This is a genomic window from Sphingomonas larreae, assembly GCF_051400595.1.
Lineage (GTDB): Bacteria > Pseudomonadota > Alphaproteobacteria > Sphingomonadales > Sphingomonadaceae > Sphingomonas.
The window spans coordinates 144,678-159,257 of the sequence record NZ_JBLFFI010000003.1 but is presented as its reverse complement, the minus strand read 5'-3'; the positions used below and the strand labels follow the sequence as shown (position 1 = coordinate 159,257).

At 68.7% G+C, this 14,580-nt stretch carries 15 protein-coding genes and 1 tRNA gene; 6 read left to right on the top strand and 10 right to left on the bottom strand.

Annotation, left to right across the window (positions count from 1 at the left end; genetic code table 11):
• Window positions 1-195 precede the first annotated feature (195 nt).
• The 4 genes from ACMGDM_RS12290 to ACMGDM_RS12275 all read right to left on the bottom strand — a co-directional run bounded on the left by ACMGDM_RS12290 (window position 196) and on the right by ACMGDM_RS12275 (window position 3,868).
• On the bottom strand, window positions 196-885 hold the full coding sequence (locus tag ACMGDM_RS12290) for an ATP-dependent Clp protease proteolytic subunit (RefSeq protein WP_183943830.1): 690 nt from the start codon (window positions 883-885) through the stop codon (window positions 196-198).
• A gap of 56 nt (window positions 886-941) precedes the next feature.
• A complete protein-coding gene (locus ACMGDM_RS12285; RefSeq protein ID WP_436804411.1) occupies window positions 942-1,904 on the bottom strand; it encodes a glycosyltransferase family 2 protein in 963 nt (320 codons plus the stop codon).
• Between the two features lie 129 nt (window positions 1,905-2,033).
• The gene (gene tig, locus ACMGDM_RS12280; RefSeq protein ID WP_436804410.1) at window positions 2,034-3,725 is read right to left on the bottom strand and encodes a trigger factor; all 1,692 of its coding nucleotides are present in this window, start codon (window positions 3,723-3,725) and stop codon (window positions 2,034-2,036) included.
• 58 nt (window positions 3,726-3,783) lie between these two features.
• Window positions 3,784-3,868, bottom strand: a tRNA-Leu gene (locus ACMGDM_RS12275).
• A gap of 111 nt (window positions 3,869-3,979) precedes the next feature.
• On the opposite strand from ACMGDM_RS12275, the gene ACMGDM_RS12270 reads away from it, so the two are divergent.
• Window positions 3,980-4,141, top strand: a complete 162-nt coding sequence (locus ACMGDM_RS12270; RefSeq protein WP_436804409.1) for a hypothetical protein — start codon at window positions 3,980-3,982, stop codon at window positions 4,139-4,141.
• 11 nt (window positions 4,142-4,152) lie between these two features.
• The gene (locus ACMGDM_RS12265; protein WP_436804408.1) at window positions 4,153-4,353 is read left to right on the top strand and encodes a hypothetical protein; all 201 of its coding nucleotides are present in this window, start codon (window positions 4,153-4,155) and stop codon (window positions 4,351-4,353) included.
• A 43-nt stretch (window positions 4,354-4,396) separates the two neighbouring features.
• Here ACMGDM_RS12265 and ACMGDM_RS12260 read toward each other — a convergent pair whose 3' ends face one another.
• The 6 genes from ACMGDM_RS12260 to gatC all read right to left on the bottom strand — a co-directional run bounded on the left by ACMGDM_RS12260 (window position 4,397) and on the right by gatC (window position 10,438).
• Window positions 4,397-4,990 carry a hypothetical protein gene (locus ACMGDM_RS12260; protein ID WP_436804407.1) on the bottom strand — a complete coding sequence of 198 codons (594 nt, stop codon included), beginning with the start codon at window positions 4,988-4,990 and terminating at the stop codon, window positions 4,397-4,399.
• Between the two features lie 11 nt (window positions 4,991-5,001).
• Window positions 5,002-6,177 (bottom strand): M48 family metallopeptidase, encoded by a 1,176-nt coding sequence (locus tag ACMGDM_RS12255; RefSeq protein ID WP_436804406.1) that lies wholly within the window; start codon window positions 6,175-6,177, stop codon window positions 5,002-5,004.
• Window positions 6,174-6,944: a hypothetical protein gene (locus tag ACMGDM_RS12250; RefSeq protein WP_436804405.1), complete on the bottom strand. Its 771-nt coding sequence runs from the start codon at window positions 6,942-6,944 to the stop codon at window positions 6,174-6,176. The genes ACMGDM_RS12255 and ACMGDM_RS12250 overlap by 4 nt, the downstream gene beginning before the upstream one ends.
• An 82-nt stretch (window positions 6,945-7,026) precedes the next feature.
• The gene (gene gatB / locus ACMGDM_RS12245; protein ID WP_436804404.1) at window positions 7,027-8,490 is read right to left on the bottom strand and encodes an Asp-tRNA(Asn)/Glu-tRNA(Gln) amidotransferase subunit GatB; all 1,464 of its coding nucleotides are present in this window, start codon (window positions 8,488-8,490) and stop codon (window positions 7,027-7,029) included.
• A 105-nt stretch (window positions 8,491-8,595) separates the two neighbouring features.
• Window positions 8,596-10,080: an Asp-tRNA(Asn)/Glu-tRNA(Gln) amidotransferase subunit GatA gene (gene gatA, locus ACMGDM_RS12240; RefSeq protein WP_436804403.1), complete on the bottom strand. Its 1,485-nt coding sequence runs from the start codon at window positions 10,078-10,080 to the stop codon at window positions 8,596-8,598.
• 70 nt (window positions 10,081-10,150) lie between these two features.
• Window positions 10,151-10,438 carry an Asp-tRNA(Asn)/Glu-tRNA(Gln) amidotransferase subunit GatC gene (gene gatC / locus ACMGDM_RS12235; RefSeq protein ID WP_436804402.1) on the bottom strand — a complete coding sequence of 96 codons (288 nt, stop codon included), beginning with the start codon at window positions 10,436-10,438 and terminating at the stop codon, window positions 10,151-10,153.
• A 139-nt stretch (window positions 10,439-10,577) separates the two neighbouring features.
• On the opposite strand from gatC, the gene ACMGDM_RS12230 reads away from it, so the two are divergent.
• The 4 genes from ACMGDM_RS12230 (at window position 10,578) to ACMGDM_RS12215 (ending at window position 14,573) form a co-directional block, all read left to right on the top strand.
• A complete protein-coding gene (locus ACMGDM_RS12230) occupies window positions 10,578-11,678 on the top strand; it encodes a DUF3089 domain-containing protein (RefSeq protein ID WP_436804401.1) in 1,101 nt (366 codons plus the stop codon).
• Between the two features lie 142 nt (window positions 11,679-11,820).
• Window positions 11,821-12,351: a Holliday junction resolvase RuvX gene (ruvX, locus tag ACMGDM_RS12225; RefSeq protein ID WP_436804400.1), complete on the top strand. Its 531-nt coding sequence runs from the start codon at window positions 11,821-11,823 to the stop codon at window positions 12,349-12,351.
• A gap of 12 nt (window positions 12,352-12,363) precedes the next feature.
• Window positions 12,364-13,353: an aspartate carbamoyltransferase catalytic subunit gene (locus ACMGDM_RS12220; protein WP_436804399.1), complete on the top strand. Its 990-nt coding sequence runs from the start codon at window positions 12,364-12,366 to the stop codon at window positions 13,351-13,353.
• Window positions 13,350-14,573, top strand: coding sequence for a dihydroorotase (locus ACMGDM_RS12215; protein WP_436804398.1), 1,224 nt, complete (start codon window positions 13,350-13,352; stop codon window positions 14,571-14,573). The genes ACMGDM_RS12220 and ACMGDM_RS12215 overlap by 4 nt, the downstream gene beginning before the upstream one ends.
• The last annotated feature ends 7 nt before the right edge of the window (window positions 14,574-14,580 follow it).

The following is a 14,580-nucleotide window of genomic DNA, read 5'->3' as shown; positions in this document are numbered from 1 at the left end:
CTTAAGCAACAACGTACAAAGCCGCGAAAATTGGGGCCGTCGCCGGCTCGCTCGCGCGCTGTCGCCGAACCGCAATATCAATCCTCCGCCCCGCGGCTTCAAGGGCGTAGCGACGATCCGTTGACCCGCGCCGCGCAGGCCCGGCGCCGCAGCCTCGTGGCCGGCGCGCCCGTATCGGAGCGCCGGCCCGGACCATCACGCCGCCGCGCTGACGTCTTCGCTCGGCACCGGACGCTTGTCGAACACCTCGTCGATCAGCCCAAACTCCTTGGCTTCCTCGGCGCTCATGAACTTGTCGCGGTCCATCGCGCGCTCGATCTCCTCGAGCGGCTTGCCAGTGTACTTCGCATACAGCGTATTGAGGAAATGGCGCATGCGCAGGATCTCGCGCGCCTGGATCTCGATGTCGGCCGCCATGCCCTGCGCCCCGCCCGAGGGCTGGTGGATCATGATGCGGCTGTTGGTGGTGGCGACACGCATCCCCGGCTCGCCGCTGGCGAGCAGGAACGAGCCCATCGACGCCGCCTGCCCAATGCAGAGCGTGCCGACGCGCGGACGGATATATTGCATCGTGTCATGGATCGCCATGCCCGCCGTGACGACACCGCCCGGCGAGTTGATGTACATGAAGATGTCCTTCTTCGGGTTCTCCGACTCGAGAAAGAGCAGCTGCGCGCAGATCAGCGAGGCCATGCCGTCCTCGACCCCGCCGGTGACGAAAACGATCCGCTCGCGCAGCAGCCGCGAGAAGATGTCGAACGAGCGCTCGCCGCGGTTCGACTGCTCGATGACGATCGGGACGAGCCCGGCCTGGGTCTGCTGCATGCCGACGCCGGCGCGCGCCAAAGCGCCTGCGAAATCGCCGGTCTCGAACGGATTGTGCATGGAATAACTCTCTTATGCCCTCAAGGCGGCCAACATCGTCGCTCGCCGCAGCTTGTTCAAGCCCCGTCGCCGGCCACGCGACCGGGCGCGGGATGCGCCAGATAGGCGAGCCGCCGCACCTCGCGCCGGCCGCGCACCACCGTGTCGAGGATCAGTCCGGCGAAGACGCAGAGCGCGGCAAGGATCATCAGCCCGGTGACGAGCACCGCGGTGGGGAGGCGCGGCACCAGCCCGGTCTGCGCATAGGTCAGCGCCAGCGGTACGGCGAGCACCACCGCCACCAGCGCCAGCACCGCGCCCGCGGCGCCGAAGAACCACAGCGGGCGCTCGAGCCGGTACAGCATCGCGATCGTGCGAAGGATGCGCCAGCCGTCACCATAGGTGCTGAGCTTGGACACCGATCCTTCCGGGCGCGCGTAATATGGCGTCTCCACCTCGCCGAGCGGCATCTTCAGCTCCAGCGCGTGCACGCTGATCTCGGTCTCGATCTCGAACCCGACCGACAGCACCGGAAAGCTCTTCACGAAGCGACGCGAGAAAACCCGGTAGCCGCTGAGGATGTCGCTGAAGCTGCGCCCGAACAGGCGCGTGAGCATGCCGGTGAGCACGGCGTTGCCGAGGCGGTGTCCGCGCCGGTACGCCGCGGCCGCCTCGCCGACGCGCGTGCCCACGATCATGTCAAGTTGCTCGTCCAGCATGCGCGCCACCATCGCCGGGGCGGAAGCGGCGTCATAGGTCGCATCGCCGTCCGCCATGACATAGACGTCCGCGTCCACATCGGCGAACATGCGCCGCACCACCGCACCCTTGCCCTGAATCCGCTCGGTCCGCACCAGCGCGCCCGCCGCGCGCGCCACAGCGACCGTGCCGTCGCGGCTGTTGTTGTCGTAGACGTAGATCGTCGCCTCCGGGAGCGCGCGACGGAAACCGGCGATCGTCTCCGCGATCGCGGCCTCCTCATTGTAGCACGGCAGCAGTACCGCCACCCGCGGCGCTGCCTGCGCCTCGTCCACCCTCATGCGTCCCGCTTTCCCTGCCCAGCCCGCGTCCGACTCATCCTAGACGATCATCGCCACCGAAACATAAAAAAGCCGGGCTGCATTGCGGCAGCCCGGCTCCTCCTTCGGCTCAGTGGCGCGATCGAGCGCTCAGTCGGCCTTCTTCGCGCGCGTCCGCTTGGGCGCAGGCGCGTCGGCGGCCTCGGTGCCCTCCGCCGTCTCCGCGACCGCCGGGTCGGACTCGACCACCTGCGTCTCCTCGCCGACCGGGGCGGCCTTCTTCGCCCGCGGCTTCTTGGCGGGCGCGTCGGCCGAAGTCTCGCCTTCCACCGCATCGGTCGACGATTCGTCGGGCTTGGCCGCGGCCTTCTTCGCGGCTGGCTTCTTCGCGGCCGCCTTCTCGCCAGCAGGCGCCGCGTCGTCGCCCTCGGTCGCGTCCGCCTTCTTCTTGGCGCGGCCCTGCTTGGGCTTGTGATGGTCGTGATCGTGATGGTGCGTGCCGGTGGCGAAGCCGTCCTCGCTCTCGATCGCCGCCTCGAGTTCCTCACGCGTGGTCTCGCGCTCGGTCACCTCGGCCTTGTCGAACAGGAAATCGACCACCTTGTCCTCATACAGCGGTGCCCGGAGCTGCGCCGCAGCCATGGGATCCTGCTGGACATATTGGATGAAGCGCTGCTGATCCTCGCCGCGATACTGCTGTGCGGCCTGCATGATCAGCCGGCTCATCTCCTGCTGCGTCACCTCCACGCCGTTCGCCTGACCGATCTCGCTCAGCAACAGCCCGAGCCGCACGCGGCGCTCGGCGATCTTCCGATAGTCGTCGCGCTCGGCCTCCATCTCCGCCAGCGCCGCCTGCGGGTCGGGCTCGTGCGTCGCCTCGTGCTGGAGCTGCTGCCAGATCTGGTTGAACTCGGCTTCCACCATCGACGGCGGCACCTCGAAGTCATGCCCCTCGGCGAGCTGATCGAGCAGCTTGCGCTTCATGTACGTGCGGGTGAGCTGGTTGTGCTCCTGCTCCACCTGGCCGCGCAGCAGCCCGCGCAGCTGCTCGAGGCTCTCGAGCCCGAGCGCCTTGGCGAGGTCCTCGTCCACGACGCTCTCCGCGGCGGTCTTCACCGCCTTGATCGTAAGGTCGAACGTCGCCTGCTGACCGGCGAGTTCCTTGGAGCCGTAATCCTCCGGGAAGGTCACCGTGATCTGGCGCTCGTCGCCCGCCTTGACGCCGACGACCTGGTCTTCGAAGCCAGGGATCAGCTGGCCCGCGCCGAGCTCGACCGCCATGTCGCTGCCGGTACCGCCTTCGAAGGCGACGCCGTCCATCGTTTTGCCGACGAAGTCCATCGTCACCTGGTCGCCGATCGCGGCCGCCTTGTCGCCCGCGTCTTCCCAGCGCTTCTGCATGTCCGCGAAGCGCTTGAGCTGCGTGTTCACCGCGGAATCATCCACCGCGACCGTGAGGCGCTCAAGCTTCAGCCCGTCGATCAAGGGGGTCGGCACCTGCGGCAGCACCTCGAGCTCGACCTTGAGCTCGGCGTCCTTGCCCGCCTCATAGCCTTCGGCCAGCTCGACCGACGGCGACATCGCGGGACGCAGCTGCTTCTCGCTGATCAGCGCCTGGATGCTCTCCTGGATCGTCGTGTTTAGCGCGTCCTGGTGCAGCGCGGGCCCATGCATCTTGCGCACGAGGTTGGCGGGCACCTTGCCCGGGCGGAACCCGGGCATCCGGATCTGCGGCGTCACCCGCTTCAGCTCGGCGTCGACGCGACCGTCGATCGCGCTCGCCGGGATGGTCACGGTGTAGGCGCGCTTCAGCCCCTCGTTCAACGTCTCGACAGTCTGCATAGGCCGCTTTCGTCTGGAATATGTTGAGTGATGGCCACCCCGCGTAAAGCGCGGGGACTGGTGCGGGCGAAGGGACTCGAACCCCCACATCTTGCGATACTGGAACCTAAATCCAGCGCGTCTACCAGTTCCGCCACGCCCGCAAGTCGGACACCGCCGGTCGGCGGCCTCTATACCGCGTGGGCGTCTGGGGCAAGCGCCGTCCGCGGGCAACTCCGCGCGCGGCGGAACGTTGACCCGGAAAGGAGAAAGCGATGGCCACCAACCCCGTCAGCCCACCCGACGTGCCGCAGCCCACCTCGCCCGGAACGCCTGACGCACCGCCGCCCGAGATCACACCCCCCGGTCCCGACATCGACGTCCCTGCGCCGGGCGCACCGGCCGGCGATCCCACCCCTGCCAACCCCAATATTTGAGCGAGCCGATCATGACCGAGCGTGAGATCGACCCCATTCCCAACCGTGACGACGAGCGTCCGGATATTCAGCAAGCCGTCGAGGCGCGCAGCGATGCGGTCGCGCGCGGCGAAGGTGGCAAAGAGCCGTCGCGCTTCACCGACAGCGGCGCCTTCGACGGCAACAGCGGCACCGGTGGCGAGGTCAAGAACCAGGATCTTACCCAGCAGTGACCGTCAGCGGCCGGCCGGGGCGGCACCGCCGTCCCGCTCCGGTCTAACGCCAGCGCACCGTGGCGGCGAGACGATGCCAGCTCTCGACACCGCGCGCATAATAATGGATCGCTGGCGCCTCGTAGCTCAACAGAAACAGGTGCTTGTCCCTGATCGCCGCGATCGCCTCGCCGTGACGTTCAACCTCCTCGTCCTGTCGCGTGAAGGTGTAGCGAAAGCGGATCGCCGGTTGATCCGCGATTCGCGTCGGCTCCACCGCGTCGATCGTCATCAGCGAAACCCCCAGCGCGATCCGGTAGCTCGCCTCGACGAGCTCGGGGATATCGGTGAGCAGCATCGTCGAGGAAAAATGCGGCAGCGGCGTGTGCCGCTTCGACACCTCGCGGAAGATCGGTCGTCCGCTCTCGATGGCACCGCAGAAGGTGACGGCGTTGAGCGCATCGCCGTCCAGCGTCCAGCGATCACATCGCGGGCCGGGCGTCCGCGTGAGGCGGTTCCACTCGCGGTCGGGTATGACGATCAGCAGGCCGTGCGCGACCGTAGCCGTGCGGCCGCTGACGACGAGCGAATTGCCCGCCCATGCCGGCGTCGCACTCGCCACGAGAAGGAGCGCGCGCGCGCGGCACAAACGTGTCATCGGGGTTCCTCTCACGAGACGAGCGACCGGATCATGGCGGCATCCGGCGCGGTCGGGGCGAGCTCGAGATAGCGGCGCAGCTCCGCCCGCCCCGTCTCAACCTCGCCCCCGCGCAGCAGCGCCAATCCCAGCCCGCGGTGGCTCTCGCCATGCGTCGGCTCGAGCGCGAGCGCCTGACGGTAATAATCCGCGGCGCTGACGAGATCACGCGGATTTCCCCGCAGCCGGTAAAGTTCGGCGCGTGCGAAAAGCAGATCTTCGCTCCACCCGCCCACTGCCAGCTGGCCGAGCAGATAATCGGTGCCGCCGAAATCATTGAGTTTCAGCTGGTCGGCGAGGAAGGCGGCGCGCCACGGACGCAGCGCGGCGGCGTATGCCGATGCGTCGGCAGTGCCGCCGCCCGGCAGCGCGGCGACGGCCGCCTGCAATGTGCGGGCGCGCTGCAAATCAGTCGGGTGCGTTGCGAAGAAGGCGACCGAATTATAGCGTCGCGAGCGTTGGTTGCGCTCGGCCGCGGTGGCGTCCGCCTCGTCCATCGCGCGCGACCAGACGTCGACCGCGCAGCGCGGATCATAATGAGCTGCGGCGAGGAAGCGGAGCGACAGCACGTCGGCCTCGCTCTCCTGCCCGCGCCCGAACGCAAAGGTGTTCGCGAACGCGGCGAAGCGCACCAGCGGCGCCGCGCTGCCGGCGAGCAGCCCTGCCCAAGCCGAGAGATCCGATGCGCCGCGCTGCCTGCGATAATAAGCCAGGCTGTGCCGCTGCTCGAAATGGGCAAACTCATGCCCGAGCACCGCCGCCAGCTCGGCTTCGTTGCGCAGCCGCAAGAGCAGCCCCGACCAGACCTGGATCGCACCATTGGGCATGGTCGTCGCGTTGAACGCGGGTACCCGCATGACATAGATGCGCACGCCGTAGCAGCGTGCCGTACCCACCGCGCGGCAAAGCACGCCGCGCACATAATCGTTCAGCGCCGGGTCGGCGATGAGCAGCCGCGAGTCGCGCAGCTGGCGCTCGTCCTCGTCCGCGAGCATCCACACGCCGCGCTCGTCGGTGGTCTGCGGCTGGTAGGCGCCGGCGTAAGGTGGCAGCGCCACATCGGCGCTTCCTGCCGCGATTGCCGGAAACGAGAGCAGGACACTGGCGGCGAGTGCGAGCGTCGCCCGCGCAACCCTGCGCCGCGTCAAGGCATTGCTCCATCCGGCTTAGCTTGGAGCGGCGAGGTCGATGCACGCCCGGGAAAACCCTCCAGCAACTCGGCGACGCGTTTGGCGGCGCCAGCGCTGGTACGCACGTCGCCGCCCATCTTCATGTCGGCGTTGAGCCAGACGAGATCACCGGTGTGAAGATCGACCAGCCCGGCATAGCCATGGTGCACGCCGGCGCGGACCGGCACCCCGATCGTCGCCGCGGCGAGCACCTGGAAGATCTTGCGACCGAATGAGCCATATGCGTCGTAAGTGTCGACAAAAAGGGCATAATCATATTGCCGGTCGGGAGCGACCTTGGCCACGTCCACGCCGAGCGTCCAGTCGAATTGGCCAGCCCGCTTCTTGGTTGGCAGCCGATTGCCCTTGAAGAACTGATAGTCGATCACCGACTGCGCCACGACCGCGAACAGCGCCTGGTAATCGGCAACCTGCCGCGCCGCAGCGCCGACCGCCTCGGGCGCTACCACCACGTCGTTGCCGAGCGTGCGCTGCGCGGCGGCCAGCGCCGCCCCGATCTGCTCACGCGCCGCCATGGTCCAGTCCGCGTTGGGCTCGAACACGGCGCCATTAGATTGTGCCCCCACCGTGATGTGCGGGCGCAAGAGCAATATGCGTGCAGTTCCAGGCGCCAGCACGAAGCCGGGTCGAACCGCCGAACGCTCCTGCGCCGCAGCCTGCCCGGCGGGCGCCGATGCGAGCAGCAGCGCCGCGATCCAGGCCCAGCTGACGTATTGTCTGGACATCACCCGTCACCCCCACCGGCGCAATCCGCCGTTCGGGTGGGCAACTATCCGCTATGGCGCGCCCGACAAGCGCGCCGCTGGCTCAATTCAGCGCCTTCTTCAACAAGTCATTGACGACCTGTGGATTGGCCTTCCCACCCATGGCCTTCATCGTCTGCCCGACGAAGAAGCCGAACAGCGCCACCTTGCCGCCGCGATACTGTTCGAGCTGCCCGGGATTTTTTGCCAGCACATCGGCGATGACTGCTTCGATCGCGCCGGTATCGCTGGTCTGGCGCAGACCGCGTTCCTCGACGATCTTGCCGGGTGCGTCGCCGGTCTCGAGCATTGCCTCGAATACCTGCTTGGCAAGGCTACCCGAGAGCGTGCCATCGGCCACCAGCGCGAGCAGCTCGGCCGCCTGTCCCGGCAGCACAGGACTCTCCCCGACCGACTTGCCGAGCCGGTTGAGCGCGCCGAACAGCTCGCTGGTCACCCAATTGGCCGCCGCGACCGGCGCCGCGCCGGCCTCCAGCAAAGCATCGAACCAGCGTGCGCTCTCCACCTCGGCGGTCAGCACGCCCGCATTGTACGGCGTGATGCCGAGCGACTCATAGCGCTGCCGCTTCGCGTCGGGCAGCTCCGGCAGGCTCGCGCGACACGCCTCCAGAAACGCATCGTCGAGTTCCAGCGGCAGCAGGTCAGGATCGGGAAAATAGCGGTAATCGTGTGCGTCTTCCTTGGAGCGCATCGAGCGCGTCGTGCCCGTGTCCGGGTTGAACAGCCGCGTCTCCTGCACCACCGTGCCGCCGCCCTCGATCAGCTCGACCTGACGCCGTGCCTCGTGCTCGATCGCTGCCATCACGAAGCGGACCGAATTGACGTTCTTGGTCTCGGTCCGCGTGCCGAACTCGGCGCCGGGACGCCGCACGCTGACGTTGACGTCGGCGCGCATCGAACCTTCCTCCATATTGCCGTCGCAGCTACCGACGTAGCGCAGAATGGCGCGGAGCTTTCGCAAATAAGCGCCTGCTTCAGAGGGAGAACGCATGTCAGGCCGACTGACGATCTCCATCAGCGCGACGCCCGAGCGGTTGAGGTCGACATAGGAGCGTGTCGGATGCTGATCGTGCATCAGCTTGCCCGCGTCCTGCTCGACGTGGATGCGCTCCACGCCGATCGTCTTGACCGTCTCGCCATCCTCGATCTCGATCGAGCCTTCTCCGACAAGCGGATGATAAAGCTGGGAAATCTGATATCCCTGCGGGAGATCAGCGTAGAAGTAATTCTTCCGGTCGAAGCGCGACCAGCGGTTGATCTGCGCATCGATCGCCATGCCGGTGCGCACCGCCTGGCGGATGCACTCGCGGTTCGGCACGGGCAGCATGCCCGGCATTGCGGCGTCCACCAGCGACACCTGTGTGTTCGGCTCGGCGCCGAACGCGGTCGCCGCGCCCGAGAAGAGCTTCGCCTGGCTGGTCACCTGCGCGTGGACCTCGAGCCCGATCACGACCTCCCAGTCGCCGGTGTCGCCCTTGATACGATAGGGGGTGGATGCGTCAGCCATGATCGGTCTCGGATGTGCTGAGGATAAGGTCGAAAAGAGGCGCCGCGGAAAGGCGGCGGTCGCGCGGAATCAGCAGTACGTCTGGCGCCGCGTCCGGCATGCCGATCACCACCAGCGACCGGGGCGTGCGAGGAAGCCGGCGCGCTCCTCGATCGCCAGCGCGGCGTCGAGCACGCCCTGCTCGTCGAGCGGCTTGCCGATGATCTGTAGCCCCAGCGGCAGACCCGCGGCGTCGACCCCGCCGGGCACGCTCATCGCGGGCAGGCCGGCGAGCGATGATGGCACGGTGAATACGTCGTTGAGGTACATTGCCAGCGGATCCGCCGACTTCTCGCCAAGCGCGAACGCGGCCGAGGGTGCCGTCGGCGTGAGCAGCACGTCGCACTGCTCCCACGCCCGCTCGAAGTCGCGCGCGATCAGCGTGCGCACCTTCTGTGCCTGGGTGTAATAAGCATCGTAAAAGCCGGCCGACAGCACGTAGGTGCCGATCAGGATGCGGCGCTTGACCTCGTCGCCGAACCCCTCCGCACGGGTGCGCGCGTACATGTCCTGGAGGTTGGCACCCTCGGGCAGATCGCGCAGTCCGTAGCGGACACCGTCGTAGCGGGCGAGGTTGGACGAGGCTTCGGCAGGCGCGATGATGTAATAGGCCGGCAGCGCGTAGCGCGTGTTCGGCAGCGAGACCTCGACGATCTCGGCGCCGGCGTCGCGCAGCCAGTCGATCCCGCGCTGCCACAGGGCGTCGATCTCGCCCGGCATGGACTCGACGCGATATTCCTTGGGTATACCGACGCGCTTGCCCTTGAGCGATGCGTTGAGCACCGCCTCCCATGGCGGCACCGGCAGGTCGAGCGAGGTGGCATCCTTCGGATCGAACCCCGCCATCGCCTCCAGCATGATCGCGCAGTCGCGCACGTCGCGCGCCATCGGACCGGCCTGATCGAGCGACGAGGCGAACGCCACCACGCCCCAGCGCGAGCAGCGCCCATAGGTCGGCTTGATCCCCGATATACCGGTGAACGCCGCGGGCTGGCGGATCGAGCCGCCGGTGTCGGTGCCGGTCGCGCCCGGCGCGATCCGCGCCGCGACGGCGGCCGAGCTGCCGCCGGACGAGCCACCGGGGGCGAGCGCTGCGTTGCCGCCGTCGTTGCGCCGCCACGGACTGATCACGTTGCCAAAATGGCTCGTCTCGTTGGACGAGCCCATCGCGAACTGGTCCATGTTGAGCTTGCCGAGCATGCCCGCGCCCGCGTCCCACAGCTTCTGCGAGACGGTCGACTCATATTCCGGCGTGAAGCCTTCCAGGATGTGGCTGGCTGCGGTGCTGGCGACGCCCTTGGTGCAGAACAGGTCCTTCATCCCGATCGGCACGCCCGCGAGCGGCTTGGCCACTTCGCCCGCGGCGCGCGCCGCATCGGCGGCGTCAGCGGCGGCGAGTGCGTGCTCGGGAGTCTCGACGAGGAAGGCGTTGAGCGGCTTGGCGGCGGCGACCGCGGCGGTGAAGGCCTCCGCCACCTCGCGCGCGCTGAAGGTGCCGGCGCGCACGCCGTCGCGGATGTCGCGGATGCCGAGGTCGGTCAGGTCGGTCACGAGAGGTCGTCCATACGGGAGGAGAGGCCGGCCAACGCCGGGACGATCGGGCGAGGATCGGGCGCGATCGTCACTCGATCACCTTCGGCACCGTAAAGAAGCCGTGCTCGGCCTGCGGCGCGTTGGCCAGCACCGAGTCGCGGATACCGCCGTCGGTGACGACGTCGTCGCGCAGCCGCAGGCCGTTGGGGATCACCGCGGTCATTGGTTCGACGCCGGCGGTGTCGACCTCGCCGAGCTGCTCGATCCAGTCGAGGATGTGACCCAGTTCGGGGGAGAGCCGCTCGGCCTCCTCCTCGGTGATGGCGATGCGGGCGAGCCCAGCGATGCGCCGCACGGTTGCGATATCAACGGACATGACAGGCGCGCTACCGCGCACCTCTGCGCAACGCAACCGCTCCGGCACGGCCGCGGTTGCGCTAACCGCAAGTCTGGGGCACCTCCTTTGCGATTGCGGCTGCGGCGACTTTGCTGCACCGCAGCATGGTGACATCCGCTTGGTTCGCAAATTCCTCTATGTCGTCGCCGCGCTGATCGTGCTCGCGCTCGCTGCCAGCCTCGCCTATCGTATCTGGGGCGTATCGATGATGCGTGCCGCGCTCGTGCCCGGCGAGACGTTCCGCGCGCAACCGGGGCTGAGCGTCGCCGATTATCGCGCCGATCGGATGTGGCTGTCGCGACCGACGCTGGCCAACGATCCGGCGCGATGGACGCCGCCGGGCTACCATCCACGCCAGACGCACGGCGGTGCGGCGGTGTTCTTCATCCACCCCACCTCCTATCTCAGCCGCGCGCATTGGAACGCCCCGCTCGACGACAGTGAGGCGAACGATCGCGCCGCGTTGTTCCTGCGCGGCCAGGCCAGCGCGTTCAACGAGGCCGGCGAGATCTGGGCCCCGCGCTATCGCCAGGCGACCTTCGGCGCCTTTCTCACCGACAAGGCCGCCGCCGACCAGGCGCTGGCGCTCGCCTACCGCGACCTGCTCGCCGCCTTCGACGTCTTCCTAGCCGAGATCGCGCCCGATCGCCCGATCATCCTCGCCGGGCACAGCCAGGGCGCGCTTCACCTCACGCATCTGCTCAAGGACCGCGTCGCCGGCACGCCGTTGGCCGGGCGGATCGTCGCTGCTTATGCGGTCGGCTGGCCGATCTCGATCACGACCGACCTGCCCGCGCTTGGCCTGCCCGCCTGCACCACGCCGGACCAGCGCGGCTGCCTACTCGCGTGGCAGAGCTTCGCCGAGCCGGCCGACCCGTCGCTGATCCTCGATACGTTCGACCGCACCACCGGCTTCGACGGCCGGCCGCGTCGCGGTACGCCGCTGCTCTGCACCAACCCGCTGACGGGCGAAACAGGCGGCAACGCGCCCGCGAGCGCCAACCTCGGCACGCTCTATCCCAACGCCGACCTGTCGGGCGCGACGATCCGCGCCGGTACGGTCGGCGCGCGCTGCGCCGGGCGCGGCCTGCTGCTGATCGGCAGTCCGCCCGATCTCGGACCGTATACGCTGCCGGGCAACAATTATCACGTGTACGACTATAGCCTGTTCTGGGCCAATGTTCGCGCCGACGCCGCGCGGCGCCTGGCGGCGAAGTGATCATGGCGCATTCTTTTGCCCATGTCCGTCGTCCCGGCCTTGGGCCGGAATCCATCGTGCCGCGTACGCAGCGGCCGTTGCTCTCGCGGGAACATGGATCCCGGTTCAAGGCCGGGATGACGATGAGAGCCGGCCACCACCGATGACCGCCCTAACCCAACGCGTGACGATCGCCACCACCGCCGCCGCCTTTCGCAGCTCGCTCCCGCACGGCGGCCGACTGCTCGGCCTCGATGTCGGCACCAAGACGATCGGCACCGCGCTGTGCGACGCCGGCTGGAGCTTCGCCAGCCCGGCGCAGCTGATCCGCCGTAGCAAGTTCACTGCCGACAAGGCCGCCTTGGTGGCGCTTTCGGCGCAGCAGCAGGTCGTCGGCTGGGTGGTCGGGCTGCCGCTTAGCCTGGATGGCAGTGAGACGCCGCGGACCCAGTCGACCCGCGCCTTCGCGCGCAACTGCGCCGATCTTGGCTTGCCCTTGCTGCTGTGGGACGAGCGCTGGTCCACCGTCAGCGCCGAGCGCGCCCTGATCGCGCAGGACGTGAGCCGCGCCAAACGCGCCGAGCGCATCGACAATCATGCCGCCGCGACGATCCTCCAGGCCGCGATCGACGCGCTGGTGCAGGCCGAGGTCGCGGGCGGTGCCCCGCTTGCGCCGCCGGGATGCGCGGACTAGGCACGGCGCTCGATGACCCAATCGGACCACCGCCCCGGCACCCTGATCCCCGGCGGCGCGGTATTCCCGCATCGCCATCTCACCGGCATCGAAGGACTCGAGCCGCACGAGATCACCTTCCTGCTTGACGAGGCCGAGACCTGGGTGGAGGCCAACCGCACCCGCGCCGCGCCAGACCGCCGGCTCGCCGGCTTCACTCAGATCAACGCCTTCTTCGAGAATTCGACCCGCACCTTGCTCAGCTTCGAGATCGCGGGGAAGCGGCTCGGGGCCGACGTCGTCAACATGCACGCCGCGCAGTCGAGCGTGAAGAAGGGCGAGACGCTGATCGACACCGCGCAGACGCTCAACGCGATGCGCGCCGACGTAATCGTGATCCGCCATATGTCCTCGGGCGCGGTGCGGCTGATCGCGGACAAGGTCGATTGCCCCGTGCTCAATGCGGGCGACGGCCGCCACGAGCATCCCACGCAGGCGCTGCTCGACGCGCTGACGATCCGGCGCCGCCTTGGCAGTATCGCGCACAAGCGCGTGGTGATCTGCGGCGACCTGCTCCACAGCCGGGTGGCGCGCTCGAACATTCTCGCGCTCACCGCGCTGGCCGCCGAGGTGCGCGTCTGCGCTCCCTCGACGCTAATGCCGGCGGCGATCGAACGGTTCGGCGTCGCCGCCTTCACCGACTTCGACCGCGCGATGGAGGGCGCCGACGTGGTGATGATGTTGCGGCTCCAGACCGAACGCATGGCGGGCGGCTATGTCCCGTCGAGCCGCGAATATCACCTTCGCTACGGCCTCACGCTCGAGCGACTGGCGAAACACGCGCCGGGGGCGCTGATCATGCATCCCGGCCCGATGAACCGGGGGGTGGAGATCGACTCGGCGGTGGCCGACCATGTCGAGCGATCGGCGATCACCGAGCAGGTGCAGATGGGAGTGGCGGTGCGGATGGCGTGCCTCGACGTGCTCACGCGCCGGGCGCGCGGCGTGGAGGGCTGGGCATGACCCGGGCGGTCCATTTCGCTAATGCACGCCTGATCTGTCCGGAAGGCGGCGAGCGCAACGGCGAGTTGCTGATCGTCGATGGCGCGATCGTGGCCGGCGACGTGCCTGCGGACGCCACTCGGATCGATTGTCGCGGCAAGTTGCTCGCGCCCGGGATCGTCGATGTCGGTGTCGCGCGGATTGACCGCGCCGCGGCGCGTGCGGGCGGGATCGTCCGGGTGGCGCCGATGCCGGATCAGACGCCGGTGCTCGACGAGCCCGGTGCGGTGCAGCGGCTCGCGCTGATCGGCCGGCCGGATTTGTGGATCCACCCCATTGCCGCGGCGACGCGCGGGCTCGCCGGCACCGACCTGGCAGAGATGGCGATCTGCGCCTCGGCCGGGGCGCGCGCGGTCGGCACCGGCCGGGGTTGGATCGCGGACTCGGGCGTGATGCACCGCGTCCTGACCTACGCACGCGACCTCGACGTGGCGGTCGTCGCGCATGCCGAGGACGGCGGACTGGCGCAGGGCGCGGTCGCGACCGAGGGCGAGACCGCGTCGCGACTGGGTCTGCCGGCCGCCCCCGCGATAGCCGAGGCGCTCGCGATCGCGCGCGACCTCCTGCTCGCGGAGGAAACGGGCGCGCGGCTCCATCTGCGCACCGTCACCACGGCGGCGGGGCTGGCGCTGGTGCGCGCGGCAAAGGCACGCGGCGTCCGCGTGACCTGCGGCATCACGCCCGCCTATCTGCTGCTGTCCGACAATGCGATGAGCGACTTCCGCACCTTCGCGCATCTGTCGCCGCCGTTGCGGAGCGAGGCCGATCGTCAGGCGGCGCTCGCCGCGCTGGCGGACGGCACGATCGATCTGCTGTGCTCGAACCACGATCCGCGCGGCCCCGAGGAGAAGCGCCTGCCCTTCGCCGACGCCAGCCCCGGCGCAGCGGACGCCGCCGCGCTGCTGGCGCTGTCGCTCGGGCTCGCTCGCGACGGGCGCGTGTCGCTGCCGCGATTGTTCGCGCTGCTCGCGCGCGCGCCGGCCACGCTGCTTGGCCTCGACACCGGCGCGCTGCTGCCCGGGCTGCCCGGCGACGTCATCCTGATCGACCCCGACGCACCGTGGCGGATCGACGCAGACACGCTGCCGGGCAAGGCCGGCAACACCCCGTTCGATGGCTTGCCGGTACAGGGCAAACTGCTGCGGATGTGGAAGGGCGGACGCGAGTTGGTGAGTCAGTGAGGATCAG

Excerpts from the sequence above, each read along its gene's own strand:
- ACMGDM_RS12250 (WP_436804405.1), bottom strand. The coding sequence starts at position 6,944 with ATGTCCAGACAATACGTCAGCTGGGCCTGGATCGCGGCGCTGCTGCTC.
- ACMGDM_RS12285 (WP_436804411.1), bottom strand. The coding sequence starts at position 1,904 with ATGAGGGTGGACGAGGCGCAGGCAGCGCCGCGGGTGGCGGTACTGCTG.
- ruvX (WP_436804400.1), top strand. The coding sequence starts at position 11,821 with ATGACCGCCCTAACCCAACGCGTGACGATCGCCACCACCGCCGCCGCC.
- ACMGDM_RS12215 (WP_436804398.1), top strand. The coding sequence starts at position 13,350 with ATGACCCGGGCGGTCCATTTCGCTAATGCACGCCTGATCTGTCCGGAA.
- gatC (WP_436804402.1), bottom strand. The coding sequence starts at position 10,438 with ATGTCCGTTGATATCGCAACCGTGCGGCGCATCGCTGGGCTCGCCCGC.
- tig (WP_436804410.1), bottom strand. The coding sequence starts at position 3,725 with ATGCAGACTGTCGAGACGTTGAACGAGGGGCTGAAGCGCGCCTACACC.
- ACMGDM_RS12290 (WP_183943830.1), bottom strand. The coding sequence starts at position 885 with ATGCACAATCCGTTCGAGACCGGCGATTTCGCAGGCGCTTTGGCGCGC.
- ACMGDM_RS12265 (WP_436804408.1), top strand. The coding sequence starts at position 4,153 with ATGACCGAGCGTGAGATCGACCCCATTCCCAACCGTGACGACGAGCGT.
- gatB (WP_436804404.1), bottom strand. The coding sequence starts at position 8,490 with ATGGCTGACGCATCCACCCCCTATCGTATCAAGGGCGACACCGGCGAC.
- ACMGDM_RS12270 (WP_436804409.1), top strand. The coding sequence starts at position 3,980 with ATGGCCACCAACCCCGTCAGCCCACCCGACGTGCCGCAGCCCACCTCG.
- ACMGDM_RS12220 (WP_436804399.1), top strand. The coding sequence starts at position 12,364 with ATGACCCAATCGGACCACCGCCCCGGCACCCTGATCCCCGGCGGCGCG.
- ACMGDM_RS12260 (WP_436804407.1), bottom strand. The coding sequence starts at position 4,990 with ATGACACGTTTGTGCCGCGCGCGCGCGCTCCTTCTCGTGGCGAGTGCG.